At 69.5% G+C, this 25,614-nt stretch carries 22 protein-coding genes and 2 tRNA genes; 16 read left to right on the forward strand and 8 right to left on the reverse strand.

What is annotated here, in order from left to right:
- The first annotated feature begins 57 nt into the window (after positions 1–57).
- The 3 genes from BM342_RS10195 to BM342_RS10205 all read left to right on the forward strand — a co-directional run bounded on the left by BM342_RS10195 (position 58) and on the right by BM342_RS10205 (position 3,727).
- The gene (locus BM342_RS10195; RefSeq protein WP_092965386.1) at positions 58–1,590 is read left to right on the forward strand and encodes a multicopper oxidase family protein; all 1,533 of its coding nucleotides are present in this window, start codon (positions 58–60) and stop codon (positions 1,588–1,590) included.
- Positions 1,580–2,986, forward strand: coding sequence for a sensor histidine kinase (locus tag BM342_RS10200; protein WP_092965388.1), 1,407 nt, complete (start codon positions 1,580–1,582; stop codon positions 2,984–2,986). Before BM342_RS10195 ends, BM342_RS10200 begins: the two co-directional genes overlap by 11 nt.
- Positions 2,987–3,064: 78 nt before the next feature.
- Positions 3,065–3,727: a response regulator transcription factor gene (locus BM342_RS10205; protein ID WP_092965390.1), complete on the forward strand. Its 663-nt coding sequence runs from the start codon at positions 3,065–3,067 to the stop codon at positions 3,725–3,727.
- Here the strand turns inward: BM342_RS10205 and BM342_RS10210 are convergent.
- The 3 genes from BM342_RS10210 to BM342_RS10220 all read right to left on the reverse strand — a co-directional run bounded on the left by BM342_RS10210 (position 3,724) and on the right by BM342_RS10220 (position 5,304).
- Entirely contained in the window at positions 3,724–4,506 is a 783-nt protein-coding gene (locus BM342_RS10210) for a hypothetical protein (RefSeq protein WP_177232130.1), read from the reverse strand. The two genes, BM342_RS10205 and BM342_RS10210, sit on opposite strands and share 4 nt — an antisense overlap.
- A gap of 45 nt (positions 4,507–4,551) precedes the next feature.
- Complete coding sequence (locus tag BM342_RS10215) at positions 4,552–5,040, reverse strand: Dps family protein (RefSeq protein ID WP_092966779.1); 489 nt, start codon at positions 5,038–5,040, stop codon at positions 4,552–4,554.
- Between the two features lie 193 nt (positions 5,041–5,233).
- Positions 5,234–5,304, reverse strand: a tRNA-Gly gene (locus BM342_RS10220).
- Between the two features lie 193 nt (positions 5,305–5,497).
- On the opposite strand from BM342_RS10220, the gene BM342_RS10225 reads away from it, so the two are divergent.
- From BM342_RS10225 to BM342_RS10255, 7 genes are all read left to right on the forward strand, one after another.
- Positions 5,498–5,572, forward strand: a tRNA-Pro gene (locus BM342_RS10225).
- A gap of 48 nt (positions 5,573–5,620) precedes the next feature.
- A complete protein-coding gene (gene tig / locus BM342_RS10230) occupies positions 5,621–7,087 on the forward strand; it encodes a trigger factor (RefSeq protein WP_092965392.1) in 1,467 nt (488 codons plus the stop codon).
- Positions 7,088–7,162: 75 nt separating this feature from the next.
- Complete coding sequence (locus BM342_RS10235) at positions 7,163–7,648, forward strand: tetratricopeptide repeat protein (RefSeq protein ID WP_092965394.1); 486 nt, start codon at positions 7,163–7,165, stop codon at positions 7,646–7,648.
- A gap of 100 nt (positions 7,649–7,748) precedes the next feature.
- Positions 7,749–8,369, forward strand: coding sequence for an ATP-dependent Clp protease proteolytic subunit (locus BM342_RS10240; RefSeq protein WP_255368772.1), 621 nt, complete (start codon positions 7,749–7,751; stop codon positions 8,367–8,369).
- A gap of 26 nt (positions 8,370–8,395) precedes the next feature.
- Positions 8,396–9,079, forward strand: a complete 684-nt coding sequence (locus BM342_RS10245; RefSeq protein ID WP_092965398.1) for an ATP-dependent Clp protease proteolytic subunit — start codon at positions 8,396–8,398, stop codon at positions 9,077–9,079.
- Between the two features lie 211 nt (positions 9,080–9,290).
- On the forward strand, positions 9,291–10,568 hold the full coding sequence (gene clpX, locus BM342_RS10250) for an ATP-dependent Clp protease ATP-binding subunit ClpX (RefSeq protein WP_092965400.1): 1,278 nt from the start codon (positions 9,291–9,293) through the stop codon (positions 10,566–10,568).
- 13 nt (positions 10,569–10,581) lie between these two features.
- The gene (locus tag BM342_RS10255) at positions 10,582–11,739 is read left to right on the forward strand and encodes a benzoate/H(+) symporter BenE family transporter (RefSeq protein ID WP_092966781.1); all 1,158 of its coding nucleotides are present in this window, start codon (positions 10,582–10,584) and stop codon (positions 11,737–11,739) included.
- Positions 11,740–11,785: 46 nt separating this feature from the next.
- On the opposite strand, the gene sepH is transcribed toward BM342_RS10255, so the two are convergent.
- Complete coding sequence (gene sepH, locus BM342_RS10260; protein ID WP_092965402.1) at positions 11,786–12,871, reverse strand: septation protein SepH; 1,086 nt, start codon at positions 12,869–12,871, stop codon at positions 11,786–11,788.
- 192 nt (positions 12,872–13,063) lie between these two features.
- Here sepH and BM342_RS10265 point away from each other — a divergent pair, with 192 nt between their 5' ends.
- Positions 13,064–13,357 (forward strand): DUF4193 domain-containing protein, encoded by a 294-nt coding sequence (locus BM342_RS10265; protein WP_092965404.1) that lies wholly within the window; start codon positions 13,064–13,066, stop codon positions 13,355–13,357.
- Here BM342_RS10265 and BM342_RS10270 read toward each other — a convergent pair.
- Positions 13,354–13,818: a DUF3093 domain-containing protein gene (locus tag BM342_RS10270; protein WP_092965406.1), complete on the reverse strand. Its 465-nt coding sequence runs from the start codon at positions 13,816–13,818 to the stop codon at positions 13,354–13,356. The genes BM342_RS10265 and BM342_RS10270 overlap by 4 nt on opposite strands.
- Positions 13,819–13,856: 38 nt before the next feature.
- On the opposite strand from BM342_RS10270, the gene dut reads away from it, so the two are divergent.
- The 5 genes from dut (at position 13,857) to dxs (ending at position 20,924) form a co-directional block, all read left to right on the forward strand.
- Entirely contained in the window at positions 13,857–14,315 is a 459-nt protein-coding gene (dut, locus tag BM342_RS10275) for a dUTP diphosphatase (protein ID WP_092965408.1), read from the forward strand.
- On the forward strand, positions 14,312–14,932 hold the full coding sequence (locus BM342_RS10280) for a DUF3710 domain-containing protein (protein WP_092965410.1): 621 nt from the start codon (positions 14,312–14,314) through the stop codon (positions 14,930–14,932). Before dut ends, BM342_RS10280 begins: the two co-directional genes overlap by 4 nt.
- Before the next feature lie 2 nt (positions 14,933–14,934).
- Entirely contained in the window at positions 14,935–15,714 is a 780-nt protein-coding gene (locus BM342_RS10285) for a DUF3159 domain-containing protein (protein WP_092965412.1), read from the forward strand.
- A gap of 156 nt (positions 15,715–15,870) precedes the next feature.
- Entirely contained in the window at positions 15,871–18,681 is a 2,811-nt protein-coding gene (gene acnA / locus BM342_RS10290) for an aconitate hydratase AcnA (RefSeq protein WP_092965414.1), read from the forward strand.
- Between the two features lie 299 nt (positions 18,682–18,980).
- A complete protein-coding gene (gene dxs / locus BM342_RS10295; protein ID WP_092966783.1) occupies positions 18,981–20,924 on the forward strand; it encodes a 1-deoxy-D-xylulose-5-phosphate synthase in 1,944 nt (647 codons plus the stop codon).
- 79 nt (positions 20,925–21,003) lie between these two features.
- Here dxs and BM342_RS10300 read toward each other — a convergent pair whose 3' ends face one another.
- The 3 genes from BM342_RS10300 to BM342_RS10310 form a co-directional block, all read right to left on the reverse strand.
- Positions 21,004–23,145 (reverse strand): 3-hydroxyacyl-CoA dehydrogenase NAD-binding domain-containing protein, encoded by a 2,142-nt coding sequence (locus BM342_RS10300; RefSeq protein ID WP_092965416.1) that lies wholly within the window; start codon positions 23,143–23,145, stop codon positions 21,004–21,006.
- Positions 23,142–24,350, reverse strand: coding sequence for a thiolase family protein (locus tag BM342_RS10305; RefSeq protein ID WP_092965418.1), 1,209 nt, complete (start codon positions 24,348–24,350; stop codon positions 23,142–23,144). Before BM342_RS10305 ends, BM342_RS10300 begins: the two co-directional genes overlap by 4 nt.
- Positions 24,351–24,426: 76 nt before the next feature.
- Positions 24,427–25,608, reverse strand: a complete 1,182-nt coding sequence (locus tag BM342_RS10310) for an HRDC domain-containing protein (RefSeq protein WP_369823128.1) — start codon at positions 25,606–25,608, stop codon at positions 24,427–24,429.
- Positions 25,609–25,614: the final 6 nt, after the last annotated feature.

Genomic DNA, 25,614 nt, shown 5'->3' on the forward strand with positions numbered 1-25,614 from the left:
CCGCTTCGGGGCGCCCGCCGTCTGGTCCGGGGTCGCGCCGGTCGCGAGGCTGGATCCATGCTTCAGACCCGACTCCGCAGACCAGGCGCGACGATCGGCAGCGCCGTCGCCGTGCTGGCCGCAGGCGGCCTGGTCGCCCTGTCGTTCGCGGGCTGCGGCGTGGTCGCGCCGGCGCCGGTCGACACCGTCGGCGAGGTCGACTTCGGCACGCCCCTGGCCATCCCACCGCTCGCGGAGTCGCACGTCGACGACGACGGCACGCGGGTGTTCTCGCTCGACGCACGCGCCGGCACCACCGACTTCGCGCCGGGCGTGCCGAGCGTGACCTGGGGATTCGACGGCTCGTACCTCGGTCCCACGATCGTCGCCGACCGCGGCGAGCGCGTGCGGGTCGACGTCACGAACTCCCTCGACGAGCCGACGAGCGTGCACTGGCACGGCATGCACCTCCCGGCCGCGATGGACGGCGGCCCCCACCAGATGGTCGAACCGGATGCCGCATGGTCGCCCGAGTGGGTCGTCGACCAGCCCGCGGCGACGCTCTGGTATCACCCGCATCCGCACGGCGAGACGGAGGCGCAGGTCGCGATGGGGCTCGCCGGCATGTTCCTGCTGCACGACGACGCGGAACGCGCGCTCGGCCTGCCCGCCGAGTACGGCGTCGACGACATCCCCGTCATCGTGCAGGACACCGGGTTCTCGGCCGAAGGCGTGCGCGAGGACCCGCAGCGCGGCTACGCCGGGGGCCTCGGCGACGAACTCGTCGTCAACGGCACGCGCGGCCCGTACCTCGAGGTGGGCAGCGAACTCGTGCGGCTCCGGCTGCTGAACGCGTCGACCGCGCGCACCTACGCCTTCGCGTGGAGCGACGAGCGCCCCGTCGACCTCATCGCGACCGACGGCGGGCTGCTCGAGACATCCGTCGCCCTCGATCACGTGCGGCTCTCGCCAGGTGAGCGCGCCGAGGTGCTGCTGCGCGTCTCGCCGGGCGAGCGGGTCGTGCTGCAGTCCCGCATGACCGCCGCGATCTCGGGCCTCGAGCCCGTCGTCGCCTCGATGAACGGCGGCACCGACGCGTTCGACGTGCTCGAGGTGCGCGCCTCCGACGCACTCGCGCCCGCGGCATCCGTGCCCTCGACACTCGCGAGCATCGAGGACTTCGACCCCGCAGACGTCGCGACCACCCGCACCTTCGACCTGGGCGACAGCTTCGAGATCAACGGCGAGGCCATGGACCTGGCACGCATCGACGAGACCGTCACGGTCGGCACCCTCGAGCGCTGGGTCGTCGAGAACAGCAACGCCGTCCCGCACAGCTTCCACGTGCACGACGTGCAGTTCCGCATCGCCTCCATCGACGGCGAGGCGCCTCCGCCGGAGCTCGCGGGCTGGAAGGACACGATCTTCGCCGAACCCGAGACGACCTACGAACTGCTCATGCGCTTCGACGACTACGCCGACCCGAGCACGCCGTACATGTACCACTGCCACCTGCTGTGGCACGAGGACCAGGGGATGATGGGGCAGTTCGCCGTCGTCGAGCCCGGTCAGCGTGCGACGATGAGCGAAGGAACCCACCATGACCACTGACACCGACCTCCCATCGCCGGCGTCGGCGACCCTCGCGCAGGCGGATGCCGCGCCGCGCCGACGCGGCTACTGGCGCCTCTGGGCCGGCGTGCCGCGCGAGCTCGGGTTCCTGATCCTCACGATGCCGATCGCGATCACGGGTCTCGTGCTCGTCTCGACCGTCTTCTTCACCGGTCTCGGCACCATCGCACTGGTGTTCGGCATCTTCGTCACCGTCGCCGCGCTGTACATCGCGCGCGGCTTCGGCGTGCTCGAGCTCGTGCGCCTGCGCTGGGCGGGCCGCCCGGCGATCGCCCAGCCGGTGTGGAACCGCGACGGGCGCGAGCGAGGATTCTGGGGCTCCCTGTTCGCGCCCTTCGCCGACGGACACTACTGGCTCCACCTGCTGCACACGCTGATCATCAACCCGATCGTGAGCGTCGTGACGTGGAGCCTCACGATCGTCTGGCTCTCGACCGCACTCGCGGGCACGACGAGCTGGATCTGGCGCGGCTTCATCCCCGACTACGAGACCGACTTCTGGGTGCACGAGGTCGTGCTCGACTGGCTCTTCCCGAACAACGCCTTCGCGATCGATCCGGCGCTCGGCGAGACGGTGTTCGAGATCGTGGTGGGGTTCGCATTCCTCGCGACGCTGCCGTACGTGTTCCACAGCCTCACCCTCCTGCACGACGTGATCGCCCGTGGCACGCTCGGCGCGTGGCGCAGCGAGGTGCTCGAGGCCGAGGTCTCGCGCCTGTCCGCATCCCGCGGCGCCGCGGTGCAGGCTGAAGACGCGTCGCTGCGCCGCCTCGAACGCGACATCCACGACGGCCCGCAGCAGCGGCTCGTGCGCCTCCAGATGGACCTGGCGAGCATCGAGCGCGCGATCGAGCGCGATCCCGAGGCTGCACGCGGCATGCTCGGCGAGGCGCGCGAACAGGCCCGCGAGACGCTCGACGAGCTGCGCGCCCTCTCGCGGGGGTTCGCGCCGCCCATCCTGCAGGACCGCGGGCTCGCCGTCGCCCTCGAATCGCTCGCGGCCAGGAGCGTCATCCCGGTCGCCGTCGAGATCGGACTGCCGACGGATGCCGCGCTGCCGGCCTCGATCGAGCGCAACGTGTACTTCGTGGCCGCCGAGCTCCTGACGAATGCGGTCAAGCACGCCGAGGCCAGCGGCATCCGTCTGCGCGTGGGCCTTCGCGACACCGGCGCGACCGGTCGCTGGATCGACCTGTGGGTCACCGACAACGGTCGCGGCGGCGCATCCCCGCTGCCCGGCCATGGGCTCGCCGGGCTCGAGGAGCGCGTGCGCGGGCTCGACGGGGTGCTCGTCGTCGACAGCCCGATCGGCGGGCCGACCTCGATCGGCGCGCACATCCCGTACGTCGCGCTCGCGGCATCCGATCAGCCCTGATCGCCGCGCCGGTCGAGCGGTCGCGGGCGCAGCGTCTCGAGACCCGCCCGGCGCGATGCCCGCCGATAGTGTGAGGGCATGACCGACCATACGGCCCGCCCGCTTCGCATCGTGCTCGCCGAGGACTCCGTGCTGCTCCGCGAGGGCCTCGTGCGCCTGTTCGGCGAGGCCGGGTTCGAGACGGTCGCCGCATACGGCGACGCCGACGCCCTGCTCGCCGAGCTCGAGTCGACCTCGCCCGACGTCGCGGTGCTCGACGTGCGCATGCCGCCGACCTTCCGCGACGAGGGTGTGCGCGCCGCGATCGAGATCCGGCGCCGGATGCCGCGGGCGGGCGTGCTGCTGCTGAGCCAGTACGTCGAGGGCACGTACGCCAACGAACTGCTCTCCTCGGGCGACGGCGGCATGGGCTACCTGCTGAAGGACCGGGTGGCCTCGCTCGACGAACTGCAGGACGCCGTCGAGCGCGTCAGCCAGGGCGGCACCGTGCTCGACCCGCAGGTCGTGCGCGAACTGCTCGCACGCCGCGGCGACCCGCTCGCCTCGCTCACGCCGCGCGAGCGCGAGGTCATGGCGCTCATGGCCGAGGGGCGCACGAACGCAGGCATCGCGAAGCAACTCTTCATCGGCGTCGGCGCGGTCGAGAAGAACGTGACCTCGATCTTCCAGAAGCTGGCCCTCGAGGACTCGGGCACCGACCACCGCCGCGTGCTGGCCGTGCTCGCCTGGCTGCAGCGCTAGTCGCCTTCCGCCAGGCCCGCCCCGCGCCGCCCGGCCCGCTCGGAACTCCGGCGGAGCGGCACGTGCACCCGCATGACCTCGGCGTACCCGCGGTAGCCCCAGAGCATCCAGAGCACGAATGCGACGACCGCGACGACGGCGCCGCACGCGACCGACCATCCGGGGGATTCCGTAATCGCGTACACGAGCGCGCCGACGAGCAGCCCGCCGAGCGCGGTGTTCACGACGAGCATCACCATCATCGAGCTGCCGAAGACCTGCGTGCGGTCGCGCACGGCGAACGGGTAGTAGGTGCGGTCGATCCCGGGGCCGTCGTCGGTCGTACCCATGAGGAAGTACGGCCCGATGCCGGGGTCGAGATCGAGATAGGCCCCGCGCAGGCGGTTCATCGCGAGCACGTACGCGAGGTCCTCGGTCGCGGTGTTGAAGACGCGCACCTGCGTGACCAGCCCGAGCAGGGACAGCAGCACGAGCACCCCGATCGCCGCGAGCCCGAACCAGCCGCGGAAGCCGGTCGCGTTGCCGAGCACGCCGAGGGTCACGAGCCCCGCCGATACGAGCGTGAGGAAGATCGCGATGCGGGTCAGCACCTCGCTCTGCGTCGTGCTCCGCGAGGCGAGCAGGCTCCAGTGCTCGGTGGCCAGCATCTGCGCGCGCAACGACTTCTGGGCGTCGGTCAGGTCGACCGCCTCAGCCGGGGGACTGGCGGATGCCGCGGCGGAACGATCGTCGTCGGCCTCGCCGGACGACGGAACGGGCCCGGGTGCATCGGCCGCCATAGCGGCATTCTGCACCCGGGCCCGTGAACCCGCCAGCGTCGCGCGTTACGCGACCGCGACGTGCGAGGAGAGGAACCAGCGGTCCTTGTCGAGGCCACGACGGATCTCGATCACGACGTCCTGGCTGGCCGGGTCGAGCTCGGCGAGGCCCTCGATGGCCGCGTTCACGCGCTGCGTGACGACGTCGATCTGCGCGACCACGTCGGCGATGGTCTCCTCGTACCCGAGGAAGCCGAGGGCCGGGTTCGCGCCCGCGCTCTTCTCGGCGACGGTCGCGAGGCGCCCGTCGATCGGCAGGCCGAGGGCGACGACGCGCTCGGCGGCCGTGTCGGACCACTCCTGCGCGTGGGCGACGACGTCGTCGAGCAGCTCGTGCACGGCGATGAAGTTCGCGCCGCGAACGTGCCAGTGCGCCTGCTTGCCGTTGACGGCGAGCGCGATGAGCTCGTGCACGACGGGGGTGAGGAACTGTGCGGCTCCGGCGGCGACGTCGGCCGTGGATCCCGTCTGCGGTGCGGTCTGGATGTCGGTCATCTGGTCCACCTTCCCTGAAGCTTCTGATCGTCTGTCAGGTACAACGCTACGCATCCGGGCGAGTATTTCAAGGAAGGGAAGGCTCGACTGATCTGGGCTTCCTGTTCGCTGAGAGCGGATGCGCGGACCCCGCGACGCGTCCCGGAGACGACGAACGCCCCGCCGGATGCAGACCGGGCGGGGCGTCGAACGGAGGGGATGACGGGAATCGAACCCGCGTGATCAGTTTGGAAGACTGAGGCTCTACCATTGAGCTACATCCCCGTGACCCGCTTCCGGGCACTGGATCATCGTAGTACATCGCGGCGGCGCTCCCGTTCATCGGCCGGTCGGCCGGCGCGTCGCCCCGCGCAGAAACCGCACGTCGCCGTGCAGTAGACTTTCGGGGGTCCACCCGCGCACGTGCCCGCTTCGGCGTGCCTCGGAGCGAGTGGACTGACGAGTTGAGTCAGCGACTCGGGGCGTAGCTCAGCTTGGCTAGAGCGCCCGCTTTGGGAGCGGGAGGTCGCAGGTTCGAATCCTGTCGCCCCGACGGGTCGTGAGACTCGACACGAACTTCCACCAAACAGGAGATCTTCACATGCCGACCACTTCGGTTGAGAAGCTGAGCCCCACTCGCGCCAAGCTCACCATCTCGGTGACGCCCGAGGAGCTGAAGCCCAGCATCGCCCACGCGTACGAGCACATCGCCGAGCAGGTCAACGTGCCCGGCTTCCGCAAGGGCAAGGTGCCGCCGCCCATCATCGACCAGCGCGTCGGCAAGGGCGCCGTGCTCGAGCACGCCGTCAACGAGGGCCTCGACGGCTTCTTCCGCGCCGCAGTCGCCGAGCACGAGCTGCGCCCCCTCGGCCGCCCCGAGGCGGACATCGTCGAGTGGCCGAGCGACAAGGACTTCTCCGGAGACCTCCTCCTCGCCATCGAGGTCGACGTGCGCCCCGAGATCGAGCTGCCCGCCTACGACGGCCTCGAGATCACGGTCGACTCGGTCGAGGTCGGCGACGACGAGGTCACCGAAGAGCTCGAGCGCCTGCGCACCCGCTTCGGCACGCTCGCGACCGTCGACCGTCCGGCCGCGAACGGCGACTTCGTGACGCTCGACCTGGTCGCCACGATCGAGGGCGTCGAGGTCGACACCGCCAGCGGCATCTCCTACGAGCTCGGCTCGGGCGAGCTGCTCGAGGGCATCGACGAGGCGCTCGACTCCCTCACCGCCGGTGAGACCACCACGTTCGCGTCCAAGCTGCTCGGCGGCGAGCACGAGGGCCAGACCGCCGAGATCACAGTGACCGTCGGCGCCGTCAAGGAGCGCGAGCTTCCCGCGGCCGACGACGACTTCGCGCAGATCGCCAGCGAGTTCGACACGCTCGACGAGCTCACCGCGAGCCTGTCCGAGCAGGTCGCCCGCAACAAGTCGTTCGGCCAGGGCACGCAGGCCCGCGACCTCCTCGTCGACAAGCTCCTCGAGCTCGCCGACGTGCCGGTCGCCGACGCCGTCATCGAAGACGAGGTGCACCGTCACCTCGAGGGCGAGAACCGCCTCGAAGACGACGAGCACCGCGCCGAGGTCACCGAGGCGAGCACCAAGGCCTTCAAGACCCAGATCGTGCTCGACGCGATCGCCGAGGCCGAGCAGGTCAAGGTCAGCCAGGAGGAGCTCTCGCAGTACCTCGTGCAGGGTGCCGCGCAGTACGGCATGGACCCCAACGAGTTCGTGCAGATCCTGAGCCAGCAGGGCCAGATCCCCGCCATGGTCGGCGAGGTCGCCCGCAACAAGGCGCTCGCGATCGCGCTCGGCAAGGCCAAGGTGACGGATGCCGCAGGCAAGGCCGTCGACCTCTCGGAGTTCACGGCCGTGGCCGGCGACGACGAGGCCGCCGAAGAGGCCCCCGCCGCCGACGAGGCTGCCGCTGAAGAGGCCCCGGCCCCCAAGAAGCGCGCGACCAAGAAGGCCGCCGCCGAGACCGAGGCTCCGGCCGAGGCCGAGGCCGAGGCTGAAGAGAAGAAGCCGGCTCGCAAGCGCGCGCCGAAGAAGGCCGACGCCGAGTAACCACTCGGTCGATCGATCATCACCGCGGGGCCGGGCGTCTGAACGCCCGGCCCCGCGTCGTTCCCGGGAGGGCTCATGGACGAGTGGCAGCAGCGCATCGACGCGATCTGGAACGATGCGTCGGGCACGATCGGCGATGACGAGCTGATCGCGCGCATCGACGCCGTCGCCGCCGAACGCGGCGGCGACGACGCCCGGGCCGTGTTCGAGCGCGCCGGCGCACGCGACTCGGCCGGGCGGCCCGATGAGGCCGTGCCGCTCTACGAGCGTGCACTCGCGCTCGGCCTCGACGACGAGCACCGCCCGCAGGCGGTGATCCAGATGGCCAGCAGCATCCGGAACCTCGGCGACGACGCGCGTGCGCTCGACCTGCTCGAGTCGGAGCTCCGCGATCACGCCGACGCCCCGTTCCGCGACGAGGTCGCCGCGTTCCTCGCGCTGGCGCTCGCGAGCTCCGGAGACGCCCGCCGTGCCGCATCCGTCGCCCTGCTCGCGCTCGCACCGCACCTCCGGCGCTACACGCGCTCGGTGTCGAACTACGCCCGCGACCTGGTCGACTGACCGAGCCTCGAACGGCCGCCGCTCCGCTGTGGGCGAACCAGGCGCGACGCGGCATCCGCCGAGGGCGAACAGCCCCGTTCCCGCGTGTTGCACCGGATAGATTCGACACAACGCGACAACGCAGAAGGAGCGACACATGGCCGAAGCGACACCCGGCACCGGAGTTTTCGATCGACTGCTGAAGGACCGCATCATCTGGCTCGGTTCCGAGGTGCGTGACGAGAACGCCAACGAGATCGCAGCCAAGCTGCTGCTGCTCGCGGCCGAAGACCCGAAGAAGGACATCTACCTCTACGTCAACTCGCCCGGCGGGTCGATCACGGCGGGCATGGCCATCTACGACACCATGCAGTTCGTGCCGAACGACATCGTGACCGTCGGCATCGGCATGGCCGCGTCCATGGGTCAGCTCCTCCTCACGGCGGGCACCAAGGGCAAGCGCTACATCACCCCCAACGCCCGAGTGCTGCTGCACCAGCCGCACGGCGGCTTCGGCGGCACCGCGAGCGACATCCAGACGCAGGCGCAGCTCATCGTCTCGATGAAGAACCGTCTCGCCGAGATCACCGCGGCCCAGACCGGCAAGTCGGTCGAGCAGATCAACGCCGACGGCGACCGCGACCGCTGGTTCACCGCCCAGGAGGCGCTCGAGTACGGGTTCGTCGACCACATCCGCGAGTCGGCGCTCGACGTCGCCGGCGGCGGCGGAACCCAGGCGTAGGCATCGAGAGAAGAGAGAACGAGCGAATGTCAGTACCTACTTTCGGTGGCCCCGCGTTCGGAGGCACCGCTTTCAACGGCGTGCAGGCTCCCGGTTCGCGCTACATCCTGCCGAGCTTCGAGGAGCGCACCGCCTACGGCTACAAGCGCCAGGACCCCTACGCCAAGCTGTTCGAGGACCGCATCATCTTCCTCGGCGTGCAGGTCGACGACGCGTCGGCCGACGACATCATGGCGCAGCTGCTGGTGCTCGAGTCGATGGATCCCGACCGCGACATCATCATGTACATCAACTCGCCCGGCGGGTCGTTCACGGCCATGACGGCGATCTACGACACCATGCAGTACATCCGGCCCGAGGTCATGACCGTGGTGCTCGGGCAGGCGGCTTCCGCCGCAGCCGTGCTGGCCGCGGCCGGCACGCCGGGCAAGCGCCTGGCGCTGCCGAACGCGCGCGTGCTGATCCACCAGCCCGCCATGGGCGAGGCCGGGCACGGTCAGGCGTCCGACATCGAGATCCAGGCGGCCGAGATCCTGCGCATGCGCACGTGGCTCGAAGAGACGCTCTCGCGTCACTCGAACCGCACGCCCGAGCAGGTCAACGCCGACATCGACCGCGACAAGATCCTCTCCGCGCAGGAGGCGTTCGAGTACGGGCTCATCGACCAGGTGCTCACCTCGCGCAAGGCGCTGCCCGCGATCACGCGCTGATCGCGGTGCGCTGAGGCGCGACGCATGACGGATGCCCCGGCGGTTCGCCGGGGCATCCGTCGCATTCCGGCCGCCCGCCGGCCCGCCGGATGAAACCGGCGTGCGCGTTCGCCCGACGCGAAACGCCCCCGGGATCATTCCGGGCGCGTCTGGCCGTGGGGCGCCGTTCTCGGGCTAGGCTCGTTGCAGACTCGTCGACAGGGAGGGTTCGATGGCACGCATCGGGGAGAGCGCCGATCTGCTCAAGTGCTCGTTCTGCGGAAAGAGCCAGAAGCAGGTCCAGCAGTTGATCGCTGGGCCGGGCGTCTACATCTGCGACGAGTGCGTCGAGCTCTGCAACGAGATCATCGAGGAGCGCCTCGCCGAGTCCGGCGAGACCGAGGCGGGGGAGTTCGAGCTCCCGAAGCCGAAGGAGATCTTCGGCTTCCTCGAGGAGTACGTCATCGGCCAGGAGGCCGCCAAGAAGGCACTCGCCGTCGCGGTCTACAACCACTACAAGCGGGTTCGCGCGAAGTCCACGCTCACGACGGCCGACCGTGCGCACGACGACGTCGAGATCGCCAAGTCGAACATCCTGCTGATCGGCCCGACCGGCTGCGGCAAGACCTACCTGGCGCAGACCCTCGCGAAGCAGCTGAACGTGCCGTTCGCCGTGGCCGACGCGACGGCGCTCACCGAGGCGGGATACGTCGGCGAAGACGTCGAGAACATCCTCCTCAAGTTGATCCAGGCCGCCGACTACGACGTCAAGCGCGCAGAGACCGGCATCATCTACATCGACGAGGTCGACAAGATCGCCCGCAAGGCCGAGAATCCGTCGATCACGCGCGACGTGTCGGGCGAGGGCGTGCAGCAGGCGCTGCTGAAGATCCTCGAGGGCACCGTCGCCTCCGTGCCCCCGCAGGGCGGGCGCAAGCACCCGCACCAGGAGTTCATCCAGATCGACACGACGAACGTGCTGTTCATCGTCGCCGGCGCCTTCTCGGGGCTCGAGAGCATCATCTCCTCGCGTGCGGGCAAGCGCGGCATCGGCTTCGGCGCACCGCTGCACAACAAGGAGAGCGACGCGCAGCTCTTCAGCGAGGTGCTCCCCGAAGACCTGCACAAGTTCGGCCTGATCCCCGAGTTCATCGGCCGTCTGCCCGTCGTGGCCACGGTGACGCCGCTCGACCGCGAGGCGCTCATGGAGATCCTCACCGAACCGAAGAACGCGCTCGTCAAGCAGTACCAGCGCATGTTCGAGATCGACGGGGTGCAGCTCGACTTCGAAGAGGCCGCGCTCGAGGCGATCGCCGACCTCGCGGTGCTTCGACAGACCGGCGCCCGCGGCCTCCGCGCGATCATGGAAGAGGTGCTCGGGCCGATCATGTTCGAGGTGCCCTCATCCACCGGTGTCGCACGCGTGGTCGTCACGAAGGCGGCGGTGCTCGACAACGCCGCGCCGACGATCGTGCCGCACAAGCCGCGCCGCGCCGAGAAGTCCGCCTGACCCAGGCACGACCATCTTCCACACGGTCGTCGCGGGGGTCATCGCCGCCATCACGGGGTTCGCGAGTTCCTTCGCGCTCGTGATCGCCGGCTTCGTCGCCGTGGGCGCGACCGACGCGCAGGCCGCGTCGGGGCTCTTCGCCCTGTGCATCGCCACCGGCGTGCTGTGCATCGCACTGCCGATCGCGCTTCGGATGCCGGTCTCGTTCGCGTGGTCGACGCCGGGGGCGGCGCTGCTCGTCTCGGCGTCCGCGACCACCCAGCAGTTCGGTGCCGCGATCGGGGCGTTCCTCGTGTGCAGCGCGCTCATCGTGGTCGCCGGCCTGTGGCCCGCGTTCGGCCGCTTGATCACGTCGATCCCGAAGCCGCTCGCGAGTGCGATGCTCGCCGGCATCCTGTTCCCGATCTGCCTCGCACCCGTCACGGCGACCGTCGAGCAGCCCGCGATCGCCGTGCCGATGGTGCTCGTGTGGCTGCTCCTCGCCCGGCTGGCGCCCCGCTGGGCCGTGCCCGCCGCCATGGGCGTCGCGGTCGTGGGCATCGCGATCATCGCCGGGCCGGCGGTGCTCGCCGCGCCGACCGTGACCCCTTCGCTCGAGTTCGTCGCGCCCGCCTTCGACCCGGCGGTGATCGTGAGCCTCGGGCTCCCGCTCTTCGTCGTCACGATGGCCGGGCAGAACGTTCCGGGGTTCGCCGTCATGTCGACGTTCGGCTACGAGGTGCCGCCACGGCCCGTGCTCGTGAGCTCGGGCGCGGCCGGAGTCGGCGCCGCGCTGTTCGGCGGACACGCGATCAACCTCGCGGCGATCACGGCCGCCATCATGGCCGGCCCGGAGGCGAATCCCGATCCGGCCAAGCGCTGGGTCGCCACGGTGTCGGCGGGCGTCTCCTACCTGGTGCTGGGCGCTGCGGCGGGACTGGCTGCGGCGATCGTGCAGGCGTCCCCGCCCGTGATCATCACCGCGGTCGCCGGGCTCGCGCTCCTCGGAGCCCTCGTCGCGGCGGTGACCGGCGCGCTCGAGGCCGTCGATTCCCGCATCGCCGCGATCGGCACGTTCCTCGTCACGGCGTCGGGCGTCGCCGTGGTCGGCATCGGCTCGGCGTTCTGGGGGTTGCTCGTCGGGGGAGTGCTGCTCGTCTGGCTGCGGCCACGACGCCGAGTCGCCGCCTGATCGAATCGAGGCGCTGCCGGGCCGGGTCGGGCGAGTCGTGGAGCGGTCAGGCGAGGTCGTCGTCGGTGCGAGCGCCGAAGACGATCTCGTCCCAGCTCGGCATCGATGCACGGCCCTTCTTGGCACCGCGCTGCGTGCCGGAGGCACCGGAGTTCGTCGCTCCCGTCGTCGCCTTGGCGCCCCAGATCGAGCGGGCGGCGCCCGACGGACGCTCATCGGGCGCTTCTTCTTCTGCCGCCTGAGACAGGGGAGCCGGATCTGCGGGCAACGGAAGCTCGGGCTGCTCGACCTCGGTCGTCGCGGCCTCGCGCTCGCCCCTGCGTCGGCGCAGCGCCTCGAGCAGGTCGGCGGTCTCGCCGAGCGCCTGTGCGGGCTCGTCGGCACGCTTGATCGCGGCACGCGATGCAGCCGGACTCGAGACCGAGGGAGTCGTGCGTGCGTACGGAAGCGGCTCGAGGTGCGGAGCGGTGTCGAGTGCGGTGTCGACCGGCTCCTCGAACGTGAAGGCGCCGCTGTCGAAGCGCGACTCCTCGTTGTCGGGGCCGACCGCGCGCAGGCGCGGCATCAGCCCGCCCCGCAACTCGCCCTGCTGGGACAGGGTCGTCGCCTCGGAGTTCAACGGGTGAAGCGACTGCTTGCGCGGCTCGAAGCCCCAGCGCGCGTCGTGGTCGATGCTGTCGGCCGTGAACTCGAGCTTCACGATCCAGCCGCGTTCCTCGTCCTTCCAGCTCGCCCAACGCTCGCCGAGCGCACCGAGCTTGGCCAGACGGTCGCGGATCGCGAGACCGAACGTGACCGGCTCGTCGGAGTCCTGCTCGATCACGGCGTGCACGGGCACGGCGAGGGCGCTCGTGACCATGTGCTCGCGTTCGGCGACGACCGGACCCTCGAAGCGGCGCACGTAGTCGACGGACGCGCCGGTGACCTGCGCGACCTCTTCGGCCGAGAGGCCGGAGCGGATGAGCGCCTGCACCTCGCGCGGGGAGGGTTTCGGCCCGGTGTGGATCTCGGGCTGCGCCTGGCGGATCCGGGACTGCAGCACGTCGTCGATCTCGATCCGGAAACGTGCGCCATCGTCGGACGCGGCGACCAGGGCGCCGTTCTCGACTCCGATTACTTTCAGTTCCTGCATCTCGACAAGCCCTTCCGTGCTTCAGTCTCCGCACAAGGATGCCATGTCGCGAGCGGCCGTTCTGGGAATACGCCGGGCGCGCCGGAAGTTGAACGGGGCAAATGGTAGACCAGTCGGAAAGGTTTGCCAATGATGACGTTTTGATGCAGACTATGGCCGCCGAATCTTCGGCGCTGACGGAAATGGATGGGAATGGCAACGGATTACGACGCACCACGGAAGACCGAAGACGACTCCGAGTCGATCGAGGCCCTCAAGGAGCGCGTGCCTGACAAGATGTCCGGTGTGGTCGACGTCGAAGACGCCGACAACCCCGGTGGTTTCGACCTGCCCGGTGCCGACCTCTCAGACGTCGAGCTCGACGTCGTCGTGCTCCCGCCGCAGGCTGACGAGTTCACGTGCGTGAACTGCTTCCTGGTGAAGCACCGTTCGCAGATCGACCACGAGTCCAAGCTCGGACCGATCTGCCTGGAGTGCGCCGCCTAGTCGGCGTCCTCCCCGTGCTCTGGCCGCCGTGATCCGTTGATCGCGGCGGCCAATTCATTTGCCCGGCGGCTCGAGACGAGCCAGTAGGGCACGGGGTCGGTCGCGTCCTCGATCGGCACGCGCACCAGGGTCTTGACCCACCCGCGAGTGACGAGGTACGCCCTGGCGTCGAGTCCGGTGCCCATCTCGACTCGTGCCTGCACCTCGTCGGCGGCGATGGCCCGGCCCGTCTGGGACAGGGCGATCTCCGCGCGCCCGGCACGCAGCACGCCATCGGCCACCTCGACCACCGGCGACGTGATCGAGAGCACGCCGACGCACGCGCCGTAGAGCACGATGCCCGTGACGATCCCGGCCGGCATCGACACCGGCGCGAGCACCAGGATGCTCGCGGGCACGAGCAGCAGGGTGGCGATGTAGATCCACGGGGTGGGCCAGAGGCGTTCGCGATACACGGGCATGGCTCTATTCGATCAGACTTCTGCACTACCCTCGAACGGTGACCGATTCCGTCGAGGTGCTCATCACCGCAGACCGTGTTCCCGCCTACGCCCATGCCGGCGATGCGGGTGCCGATCTCCACGCCGCAGAGGCGCTCGTGCTCCAGCCGGGCGAACGCGCGACGGTGGGCACCGGGGTCGCGATCGCGCTGCCCGACGGCCACGTCGGCTTCGTCGTCCCGCGTTCGGGGCTCGCCTTCAAGCACGGCATCACCATCGTGAACGCACCCGGAACGGTCGACGCGGGCTACCGCGGCGAGATCAAGGTCGCACTGTTGAACACCGACGCGAGCGAGCCGCACACGATCGAGGTCGGCGACCGCATCGCCCAGCTCGTCGTCATGCCGGTGAGCCGTGCGGAGTTCGTCGAAGTCGAGCGGCTCCCCGAGAGCCAGCGAGGCGAGGGGGGATTCGGCTCCACCGGATTCGGGGAGCACAAGTCAGGAGTGAACGCGTGAGCGATATCGAGAACGTCGACGAGGTCCCCGTCGACCACCCCAAGTCCGCACCAGACGACCGTGCGTCGGCGGGCCCGTTCGACGAGTCCGAGGCGAACCCGGTTCGCCCGTACGTCGATCTCGGCGGGTTGAAGGTCCTGCCACGCGAGGGCCTGCACGTTCGCCTCGAGGTCGAGGAGGGCACGAAGCGCGTCGTCGCGATCGGCCTCGACTACGCGAACTCGACCTTGCAGGTGCAGCCGTTCGCGGCGCCCCGCAACAGCGGCCTCTGGCACGAGATCCGGTCGCAGATCGCCGAGCAGATCGCTCGCCAGGGCGGCACGACCACCGTGCGCGAGGGCACGTTCGGCCCCGAGGTGCTGGCCCAGATCCCCGTGGCCGCGGCCGAGGGTCAGACGGGCCACCAGCGCCTGGCCCGGTTCATCGGCGTCGACGGCCCGCGCTGGTTCCTCCGCGGCGTCATCGCCGGCGAGGCCGCGGTCGATCCGGCCGCCGCGGCGAAGGTCGAAGACCTCTTCCGGTCGATCGTGGTCGTGCGCGGCTCCACGCCGATGCCGCCGCGCGACCTGATCCCGCTCCGCATGCCGAGCACCTCGGCCGGCGCTCCCACCGCGTGACGATGGCAGATCCCGACGCGCGCAGGCCCGCCGACGAGGAGCGAGCGGATGCCGGGGCCGACCGGTCGAACTCGAATGAGTTCGCGCGGCAGATGGCCGAGGCCGCCGAGCGCAGCGGGCTCGGTGCTCTCGCACGCGACGAGCGGCTGAGCGGCGGCGACCTGCTGAAGGCGGTCGGCGGCGTCAGGGGTCTCCTCGAGGCGCTCCTGCCCGGACTCGTCTTCCTCGTGACCTACGCGGTGCTCACGAGCCTCGCCGGCTGGGCGACGCAGGACGCGCTGGTGCCGGCACTCGCGGCATCCGTCGGGCTCGCGGTCGTGTTCACGATCGCGCGGATCGTGACGAAGGGCCAGCCGACCCAGGCGATCGCCGGACTGATCGGCGTGCTCGCCTCCGCAGCCCTGTCACTCTGGTCCGGCGATGCGCGCGACAACTACGTGCTGGGCTTCTTCACGAACGCCGCCTACGCGCTCGCCCTGCTCGTGTCCCTGCTCGTGCGCTGGCCCGCGATCGGCATCATCGTCGGGTTCCTCATGGGCGACGGCACCGCCTGGCGTCAGGACCGTCGCAAGATGCGTGCCGCCCAGTTCCTCACGATCGTCTGGATCGGCCTGTTCGCGGCGCGCCTGATCGTGCAGGTCCCGCTGTACCTCGTCGACAACGTCGCAGCGCTCGGCGTCTCCAGGCTGCTCATGGGCGTGCCGCTCTATGCGCTCGTGCTCGTGTTCTCCTGGCTCGTGGTGCGGGCCGTCTATCCGTCATCCGCTCGCACTGCCGAGTGATACAGTTATCTCGACGTCAAGATAAATTCCGCGGTGATGCGGAGCCTGTCGGGCACGGTGGCGCTTAGGTTACCCTTGCTGGAACAGCCCCATGTTCGACGGTGATGATGGAGTGTTGCGCGTGCTTCGCGCGGCATCCGTGAAGGAGAGGACATCGTGTCTGCAGTGAACAGTTTCGGGGCGAAGGACACGCTCCGCGTCGGCGAAGAATCGTATGAGATCTTCCGTCTCGACACGGTGCCCGGCCATGAGAAGCTTCCGTTCAGCCTCAAGGTTCTCCTCGAGAACCTGCTCCGCACCGAAGACGGCGCGAACGTGACGAAGCAGCAGATCGAGGCGCTCGGCTCCTGGGTCCCGACGGCGGAACCCGACACCGAGATCCAGTTCACGCCCGCACGCGTGGTCATGCAGGACTTCACGGGCGTGCCGTGCATCGTCGACCTCGCGACCATGCGCGAGGCCGTCGTGGCGCTCGGCGGCGACCCGAACCGCATCAACCCGCTCTCTCCCGCCGAGATGGTCATCGACCACTCGGTCATCGCCGACCTCTTCGGCACCGAGAACGCACTCGAGCGCAACGTCGAGATCGAGTACGAGCGCAACGGCGAGCGCTACCAGTTCCTCCGCTGGGGCCAGACCGCGTTCGACGACTTCAAGGTCGTGCCGCCGGGCACGGGCATCGTCCACCAGGTGAACATCGAGCACCTCGCGAAGGTCATCTACGACCGCACCGTCGAAGGCGTGCTCCGCGCCTACCCCGACACCTGCGTCGGCACCGACTCGCACACGACGATGGTCAACGGCCTCGGCGTGCTCGGGTGGGGCGTCGGCGGCATCGAGGCCGAGGCCGCCATGCTCGGCCAGCCGGTCTCCATGCTCATCCCCAAGGTGGTCGGCTTCAAGCTCTCGGGCGCGATCCCCATGGGCGTGACCGCGACCGACGTCGTGCTCACCATCACCGACATGCTGCGCAAGCACGGCGTCGTCGGCAAGTTCGTCGAGTTCTACGGCGAGGGCGTGGCCTCCGTGCCGCTCGCCAACCGCGCGACCATCGGCAACATGAGCCCCGAGTTCGGGTCGACCGCCGCGATGTTCCCGATCGACGACGTCACCCTCGACTACCTGCGTCTCACCGGTCGCAGCGAGCAGCAGGTCGCGCTCGTCGAGGCCTACGCGAAGGTCCAGAAGCTCTGGCACGACGCCGGCAACGAGCCGGCCTTCAGCGAGTACATGGAACTCGACCTCTCGACGGTCGTCCCGTCCATCGCCGGCCCCAAGCGCCCGCAGGACCGCATCGAGCTGTCCGAGTCGAAGTCCGCGTTCGAGAGCGCCCTGCTCGACTACGCGACGGTCGAGCACGACCTCGTCGACCTCGAGGGCTCCGAGTCGTTCCCCGCGTCCGACGCCCCGGGCAACTCGCCCGAAGACGAGTACTCGCACCACCTGCACACGCACCGGAGCCACGCGCCGGCGACCGTGTCGAAGCCGACGGATGTCACGCTCGCCTCGGGCGAGAACTTCGTGCTCGATCACGGCGCCGTCGCGATCGCGGCCATCACCTCGTGCACCAACACGTCGAACCCCTCGGTCATGCTGGCCGCCGGCCTGCTCGCCCGCAACGCGGCGAAGAAGGGCCTCAAGGCCAAGCCGTGGGTCAAGACCACGCTCGCGCCGGGTTCGAAGGTCGTCACCGACTACTACGAGAAGGCCGGTCTCACCGACGATCTCGAGGCGCTCGGCTTCTACACCGTCGGGTACGGCTGCACGACCTGCATCGGCAACTCCGGCCCGCTGCTCGACGAGATCTCGACCGCGGTCAACGACTCCGACCTGGCCGTGACCGCGGTGCTCTCGGGCAACCGCAACTTCGAGGGTCGCATCAACCCCGACGTCAAGATGAACTACCTCGCGAGCCCGCCGCTCGTGATCGCGTACGCACTCGCAGGGTCGATGAACTTCGATTTCGAGGCCGACGCCCTCGGTACCGACCACGACGGCAACGACGTCTTCCTGAAGGACATCTGGCCCGACGCGGCAGAGGTGCAGCGCACGATCGACACCTCGATCAACACCGACATGTTCGTCACCCAGTACGCGAGCGTGTTCGAGGGCGACGAGCGCTGGCGGGGCCTCGACACGCCCACCGGCTCCACGTTCGAGTGGAACGAGGCATCCACCTACGTGCGCAAGCCCCCGTACTTCGACGGCATGACGATGGAGACCACCCCGGTCACCGACATCGTCGGAGCGCGAGTGCTCGCGAAGCTCGGAGACTCGGTCACGACCGACCACATCTCCCCGGCCGGCAACATCAAGGTCGACAGCCCGGCCGGCCGGTACCTCGCCGAGCACGGGGTCGAGCGCAAGGACTTCAACTCCTACGGCTCTCGCCGCGGCAACCACGAGGTCATGATCCGTGGCACGTTCGCGAACATCCGCCTGAAGAACCAGCTCCTCGACGGTGTCGAGGGCGGCTACACCCGCGACTTCACGGTCGAGGGCGGCCCGCAGTCGTTCATCTACGACGCGAGCCAGAACTACCAGGCCCAGGGCACCCCGCTCGTCATCTTCGGCGGCAAGGAGTACGGTTCCGGTTCCTCGCGCGACTGGGCGGCCAAGGGCACGAGCCTCCTCGGCGTCAAGGCGGTCATCACCGAGAGCTTCGAGCGCATCCACCGCTCGAACCTCATCGGCATGGGCGTCGTCCCGCTGCAGTTCCCGGCGGGCGAGAGCTGGGCTTCGCTCGGTCTCGACGGCACCGAGATCGTCTCGATCTCCGGTCTCGAAGAGCTGAACGAGGGCACCACGCCGAAGACCGTTCGCGTGACGGCAGCACCGAGCGAGTTCTCGGCAGCGGGCAAGCAGACCATCGAGTTCGACGCGGTCGTCCGTATCGACACCCCGGGAGAGGCCGACTACTACCGCAACGGCGGCATCCTGCAGTACGTGCTGCGTTCGCTCGTCTGAGCCTCGCGACTCGAAACGCCCGCTCCTCCGTCCGGATCCGATCCGGCCTCGGGGGAGCGGGCGTTCGGCGTTCGGCGGACTCGCCGCGGTCGGCCGACCTGCGCGCCAGGGGCCGGATCGAGCCCTTCGACCTGGGCTCGCGCAGCGAGCGACAGGCGCTGCGAGCGGTGTCCGGGCCGCCCGCGCGGCGCGCGGATCCACGTCCGCTCGACGCCATGGCGTCGGGGTGGGACATGGCCGACCGCGTAGAATGGCGTGATGCTCCGGGCCTCCCGGTGCAGAATCGAAAGGTGGTCTCGATGTCCCTTCTGGAGTCGATCAGAGGTCCCCGCGACCTCGACGCTCTCTCGAAGGAGCAGCTCGAGCAGCTGGCCGCCGAGATCCGCGAGTACCTGGTCCGCAACGTGGCGAAGACGGGCGGGCACCTCGGACCGAACCTCGGCGTCGTCGAGCTGACGATCGCGATGCACAAGGTCTTCGATTCGCCGCGAGACGCCATCGTCTTCGACACCGGGCACCAGTCGTACGTGCACAAACTCCTGACCGGGCGTCAGGACTTCTCGACGCTGCGACAGCAGGGCGGCCTCGCCGGCTACCCGCAGCGGTCCGAGTCCGAGCATGACATCGTCGAGAGCTCGCATGCGTCGAGCTCGCTCTCGTGGGCCGACGGCATCTCGCGAGCATTCTCCATGACCGGCCAGAACGACCGCTACGTCGTGGCGGTCGTCGGCGACGGAGCGCTCACGGGCGGCATGACGTGGGAGGCGCTCAACAACATCAGCGACGACAACAACCGTCGCCTGATCATCGTCGTGAACGACAACGGCCGCTCCTACGCGCCGACGATCGGCGGCATGGCGCGCTTCCTCAACGGCGTCCGCACCCGGCGCAGCTATCGCAACCTCTACCTCACGTCTCGGCGCGCCTTCGACCGCATGGGCGGCGCAGGCCGCGCGATCTACCGGGGCGTGCGCGGCGGGACGCACGGGTTCCTGGCCCGATTCTCGAACAATGAGGCGCTCTACTCGAACCTCGACATCAAGTACATCGGTCCGGTCCACGGCCACGACGTCGGCGCGATGATCGAGGCCTTCGAACAGGCCAAGAACTACGACGCACCGGTCATCGTGCACGCGATCACCGAGAAGGGCCGCGGCTACGAGCCCGCCCTGAAAGACGCCGCGGACCAGTTCCACGCCGTCGGCCAGATCGATCCCGAAACGGGCGAGTCCCTCGAGACCGGCGGCGCCGCGAGCTGGACGAGCGTCTTCGGCGACAAGCTGGTCGAGCTCGCCGCCGAGAACGATCGCATCGTCGGCATCACCGCCGCGATGCTCCGTCCCACGGGCCTCCACAAGATGGCCGAGCGCTTCCCCGACCGCGTGATCGACGTCGGCATCGCCGAGCAGCACGCGGCGACGTCCGCTGCCGGTCTCGCCTACGGCGGCATGCATCCGGTCGTCGCGATCTATGCGACCTTCGTGAACCGGGCCTTCGACCAGGTGCTCATGGATGTCGCGCTGCACAAGGCCGGCGTCACGTTCGTGCTCGACCGTGCCGGCGTGACCGGGCCGGACGGGCCGAGCCACCACGGGGTCTGGGATCTCGCGATCCTGCAGGTCGTGCCCGGCATCCGACTCGCAGCTCCGCGCGACTCCGCGCGGCTCGAGGAGGAGCTCGCCGAGGCCGTCGCGGTCGACGACGGTCCGACCGTGATCCGGTTCCCGAAGGGCAGTGTCGGCGCATTCTTCGACGCGGTGCGCCGCACCGAAGACGGGGTCGACGTGCTGCGGGAGGCTCCCACGAAGGACGTGCTCATCGTGACCGTCGGGCCGATGGCGGGCACCGGGCTCGAGGTCGCCGAGCGGCTCGCTGCGCAGGGCATCGGCGCCACGGTCGTGGACCCCCGCTGGGTGGTGCCCGTTCCCGGCAGCATCGTGAACATGGCGGCCGAGCATCGTCTCGTGGTCTGCATCGAGGACGGCATCCGCGTGGGCGGAATCGGCACCCGCATCCGGCAGGACCTGCGCGAAGCGGGCGTCGACACGGCAGTCACTGAGATCGGCCTGCCCGACGAGTTCCTCGACCACGCCTCGCGCGCGCAGATCCTCGAGCGCACCCGGCTGACCCCGCAGCACATCGCGCAAGACGTCATGGGCATGGTGCTCGGCTCGAAGCTGCCGCACGCCCGCGCCGTCTCGAGTGACACGGGTTCCACGGCCATCATCGCCGGCGACCGCTGACGCGACCTGCTCGTCCGAGCGAACGCGAGAGGGCCGGATCCGCAGTGCGGATCCGGCCCTCTGTTCGTCGTGCCGTCGGCTACGCCTCGACGCCCCGGATCGGCGGGTTGTGGAAGGTGCCGCCGAACACGCGCTCCGACGCGCCCACGCGGTCGAGGTACGGCGTGACGCCGCCCATCTGGAACGGGAAACCGGCGCCGAGGATCATGCACAGGTCGATGTCCTCAGGGGCGGCCACCACGGCGTCGTCGAGCATGAGCTTGACCTCGCGGGCGAGTCCGTCTTCGAGCGCGACGAGGATCTCCTCGGCCGTGCGGGGATTCTTGCCGCCGGCGACGAGCTTCAGCGCACCCTTGTCGAAGCCCTTGACCTTGCCCTTGTCGTCCTTCTCGAGCAGCGTGCCGTACTCGGCGAGCCGGTGCAGGTTCTCGCTGCGGTAGAAGCGGTCGGGGAAGGCGGCGTGGTGGGTGTCGAGCACGTGCGCGCCGACCTTCAGCCCGACGAGGTCGAGCAGCGCCGAGGGAGCCATCGGCAGGCCGAGCGGCGCGATCGCCCGGTCGACGGTCTCGAACGAGGTGCCCTCGTCGACGGCCTTCATCGCCTCGCCCAGGAGGACGGCGAGGAGGCGGTTGACGACGAACCCAGGGGTGTCGGCCGTGATGACGGCGTTCTTCTTCAGGTTCTTCGCGGTGACCATCGCGGTCGACAGCGTCGACTCGTCGGTGTGCGAGGTCTTCACGACCTCGATCAGCGGCATGAGGGCGACGGGCGTGAAGAAGTGGAAGCCCACGAGCCGTTCGGGGTGGGCGAGCTTCGAACCGATCTGCTCGACCGACAGCGAGGAGGTGTTCGTCGCGAGCACGGCCTCGGGGGATATGAACTGCTCGACCTCGGCGAAGACGTTCTGCTTGATCTCGAGCTCTTCGAAGACGGCCTCGATGACCCAGTCGCAGTCGGCGAAGTCGGCCTTGTCGGTCGTACCGGTCACCAGCGCCTTGAGGCGGTTCGCCTCGTCGGGCGAGATGCGGCCCTTGCCGAGCAGGGCGTCGATCTCGCCGGCGATGTAGGCGACGCCCTTGTCGACGCGCGCCTGGTCGATGTCGGTGATCACGACGGGCACCTGCAGGCGGCGCACGAACAGCAGCGCGAGCTGGCTGGCCATGTACCCCGCGCCGAGCACGCCGACCTTGGTGACCTTCTTCGCGAGGGCCTTGTCGGGAGCCCCGGCGGGCCGCTTGGTGCGCTTCTGCACGAGGTTGAACGAGTAGATCGACGCCTGCAGCTGGTCGCCGGCGATGAGCTCGGCGAGCACCTCGTCTTCGCGCTGGAAGCCCTCGGCGCGCGTACCGCTCTTGGCCGCCTTCATGAGGTCGAGTGCCGCGTACGGCGCCTGGGGCACCGTGCCGATGCGCTTCGCGAGCGTGTCGCGGGCGATCTTGATGGCGATGTCCCACTTGGCGAGCCGTTCGAGCTTGCCCGGCTCGTTGGGACGCTTGACCTTGACGGTGCCGTTGATCACGCCGTCGGCCCACTTGAGCGAGTCCTCGAGGTAGTTCACCGACGGGAAGATCGCATCGGCGAGGCCGAGGTCGAAGGCGTCCTTCGCCTTGAGCGTGCGGTTCTGCTTCAACGGGTTCTCGATGACGACCTTGAGAGCGTTCTCGATGCCGATGAGGTTCGGCAGGATCGTCGCGCCGCCCCATCCGGGGATGAGGCCGAGGAACACCTCGGGCAGCGCGAGCGCGGGTGCGGACGCGTCGACGGTGCGGTAGTCGGCGTGCAGGCCGATCTCGAGCCCGCCGCCGAGCGCGAGTCCGTTCGTGAAGGCGAACGACGGCACCCCGACCTCGCCGAGCTTGGCGAGCGCGTAGTGTCCGAGCTGCACGAACTTCTTCGCGGTCGCCTTGTCGGGGATCTCGGCGACCTTCGAGAGGTCGGCGCCCGCGGCGAGGATGAACGGCTTGCCCGTGACGGCGACCGCGTCGATCTCGCCCGCGGCGGCGCGCGCCTTGAGCGCGTCGAGCGTCGCCGCGTACTCGAGGAGGGTCGCCGCGCCGAGCGTGTTCGGCCGGGTGTGGTCGCGTCCGTTGTCGAGGGTCAGGAGCGCGAGCGTCTTGCCAGAGGCGAGTCGGATGTCGCGCACGTAGGAGTGCGTGACGACCTCGTCGTCTCCGGCGAGGGCCACGAGCGAGTCGAAGTCGATGGTCGAGTAGTCGGTCATGCGCGCTTCTTCGCCTTCTTGTCGAAGTTCGGGTTCTCCCAGATCATGGTGCCGCCCTGTCCGAGGCCGACGCACATGCTGGTGATGCCGTACCGGAGCTCGGGGCGCTCGGCGAACTGGCTCGCGAGCTGGTTCATGAGGCGGACACCGGATGACGCGAGCGGGTGTCCGACGGCGATGGCGCCGCCCCACGGGTTGACGCGGGGGTCCTCGTCGTCGATGCCGTAGTGGTCCATGAACGAGAGCACCTGCACGGCGAAGGCCTCGTTCATCTCGAAGAGGTCGATGTCGTCGATGGTCAGGCCCGCCTTCCGGAGCGCCTTCTCGGTGGCCGGGATCGGGCCGATGCCCATGATCTCGGGGTCGACGCCGGCGAACGCGTAGCTGACGAGCTTCATCTTGGGCGCCAGGCCGAGTTCCTTCGCGGTGTCGCCCGAGGCGAGCAGCGCAGCGGTCGCGCCGTCGTTCAGGCCCGACGCGTTGCCCGCGGTGACGCGGCCGTGGGGGCGGAACGGGGTCTTCAGGCCCGCGAGTCCCTCGAGGGTCGTCTCAGGACGCATGACCTCGTCGTGCGTGGCGAGCCCCCAGCCCTGTTCGGTGCGGATCGCGACCGGCACCAGGTCCTGCTGGATCTTGCCCGCCGCGTAGGCGGCGGCGGTCTTCTGCTGGCTGGCGAGGGCGAAGCGGTCGCTGCGCTCCTTGGTCAGCTGCGGGAAGCGGTCGTGGATCCGCTCGGCGGTCGCGCCCATGACGAGTGCGTCCTCGCCGACGAGGCGCTCGCTCAGGAAGCGGGGGTTGGGGTCGACGCCCGACCCCATCGGGTGGTGGCCCATGTGCTCGACGCCACCGGCGATGGCGAGGTCGTACATGCCGAATCCGATCGAACCCGAGACCATCGCGGCGGCGGTCATCGCGCCGGCGCACATGCGGTCGATCGAGAATCCGGGAACGGTCTTGGGCAGGCCCGCGAGGATCGCGGCCGTGCGCCCGAGGGTCAGGCCCTGGTCGCCGGTCTGCGTCGTCGCGGCGATGGCCACGTCGTCGATGCGATCCTTCGGGACGTTCGGGTTGCGCTCGAGTAGTCCGACGATCGCCTTCACGACGAGGTCATCGGCCCGAGTGTTCCAATACATGCCCTTTTCACCGGCTTTGCCGAACGGAGTCCGGACTCCGTCGACGAAGACGACATCAGCTTGATGTGCCACGCTGCAGCTCACTTTCGATCTGGATTACGTCGATCCTACGAAGCGGCTCCGCGACGCCTGCATCGCTTGACGGTTCCTACGAAGCGGGCTTCTCGGCGTCGTGAACGGCTTGTGATGCCTCGACAAAAGCGAGGGCGATCTTATGTGCTGTTGCTGCAACCTGCCAGGGCCGTGCGCCGAGCTCGGCGAGGGCGTCGCCGATGGCGTCGGCATCGGTCGACGCGGGCGGGGTCCAGGCGACGCGGCGCAGGTGATCGGGCGTGAGGAGGTTCTCGACCGGCATCTGCATGGATTCGGCGATCTCCGTCACGGCGGCCTTCGCGAGTCGGAGTCGGGCGTCGGCCTCGGGGTTGCGCATCGCCCAGGCACGCGGCGGAGGGGGTGCATCGGCGGGCACCCGGGTCGCGGGCAGGTCCTCGCTCGCGAGTCCGCGCTCGACGGCGCCCCACCAGCGCTCCAGCTCGGTGCGGCTCGCACGGCCGTTGAACGCTCGGAGGTCGGCGAGCGCCTTGCGCGTGCGCGGGAGCTCCTTGGTCACGGCGAGGATCGAGGCATCGGGGATGAGGCGGCCGGGCGCGACATCCGACTCGGAGGCGAACGCGTCGCGGGCGAGCCAGAGTTCGCGGGCCACCGCGAGGTTGCGGGGCGATCGCACGGCATGGATCCCGGAGAGACGGCGCCACGGCTCGGCGCTGGCCGGCTTCGGCTCGCGCGTGCGCACGGCCTCGAACTCCTCTGCGGCGAGCTCGGACTTGCCGGCATCGGCGAGCCGCTGCACCAGGCCGTCGCGCACGTCGACCAACAGGTCGACGTCGAGGGCCGCGTACGTCAGCCACGACTGCGGCAGCGGGCGGGTCGACCAGTCGGCGGCGGAGTGCTCCTTCGCGAGGTGCACGCCCAGCAGGTCCTCGACGACCGCGGCGAGGCCCACCCGGGGCATGCCGAGGAGGCGCGCCGCGAGTTCGGTGTCGAAGATCAGCGAGGGGTCGAGCCCCACCTCGCGCAGGCAGGCGAGGTCTTGACTGGCCGCGTGCAGCACCCACTCGGCGTCGACGATGGCCGACTGCAGCGACGAGAAGTCGGGGATCTGCGGCGGATCGAAGAGGAAGGTGCCCGAGCCGCGACGGTGCATCTGGATGAGGTAGGCGCGTTGCGAGTACTTGAAGCCGCTCGCGCGTTCGGCGTCGACGGCGACGGGCCCTTCGCCGTCGAGGAGACGACGAACCGCCTCGTCGAACTCGGCGGGTGTCTCGATCACCCGCAA

Origin of the sequence: Agromyces sp. CF514 (genome assembly GCF_900113185.1) — a bacterium.
Lineage (GTDB): Bacteria > Actinomycetota > Actinomycetes > Actinomycetales > Microbacteriaceae > Agromyces.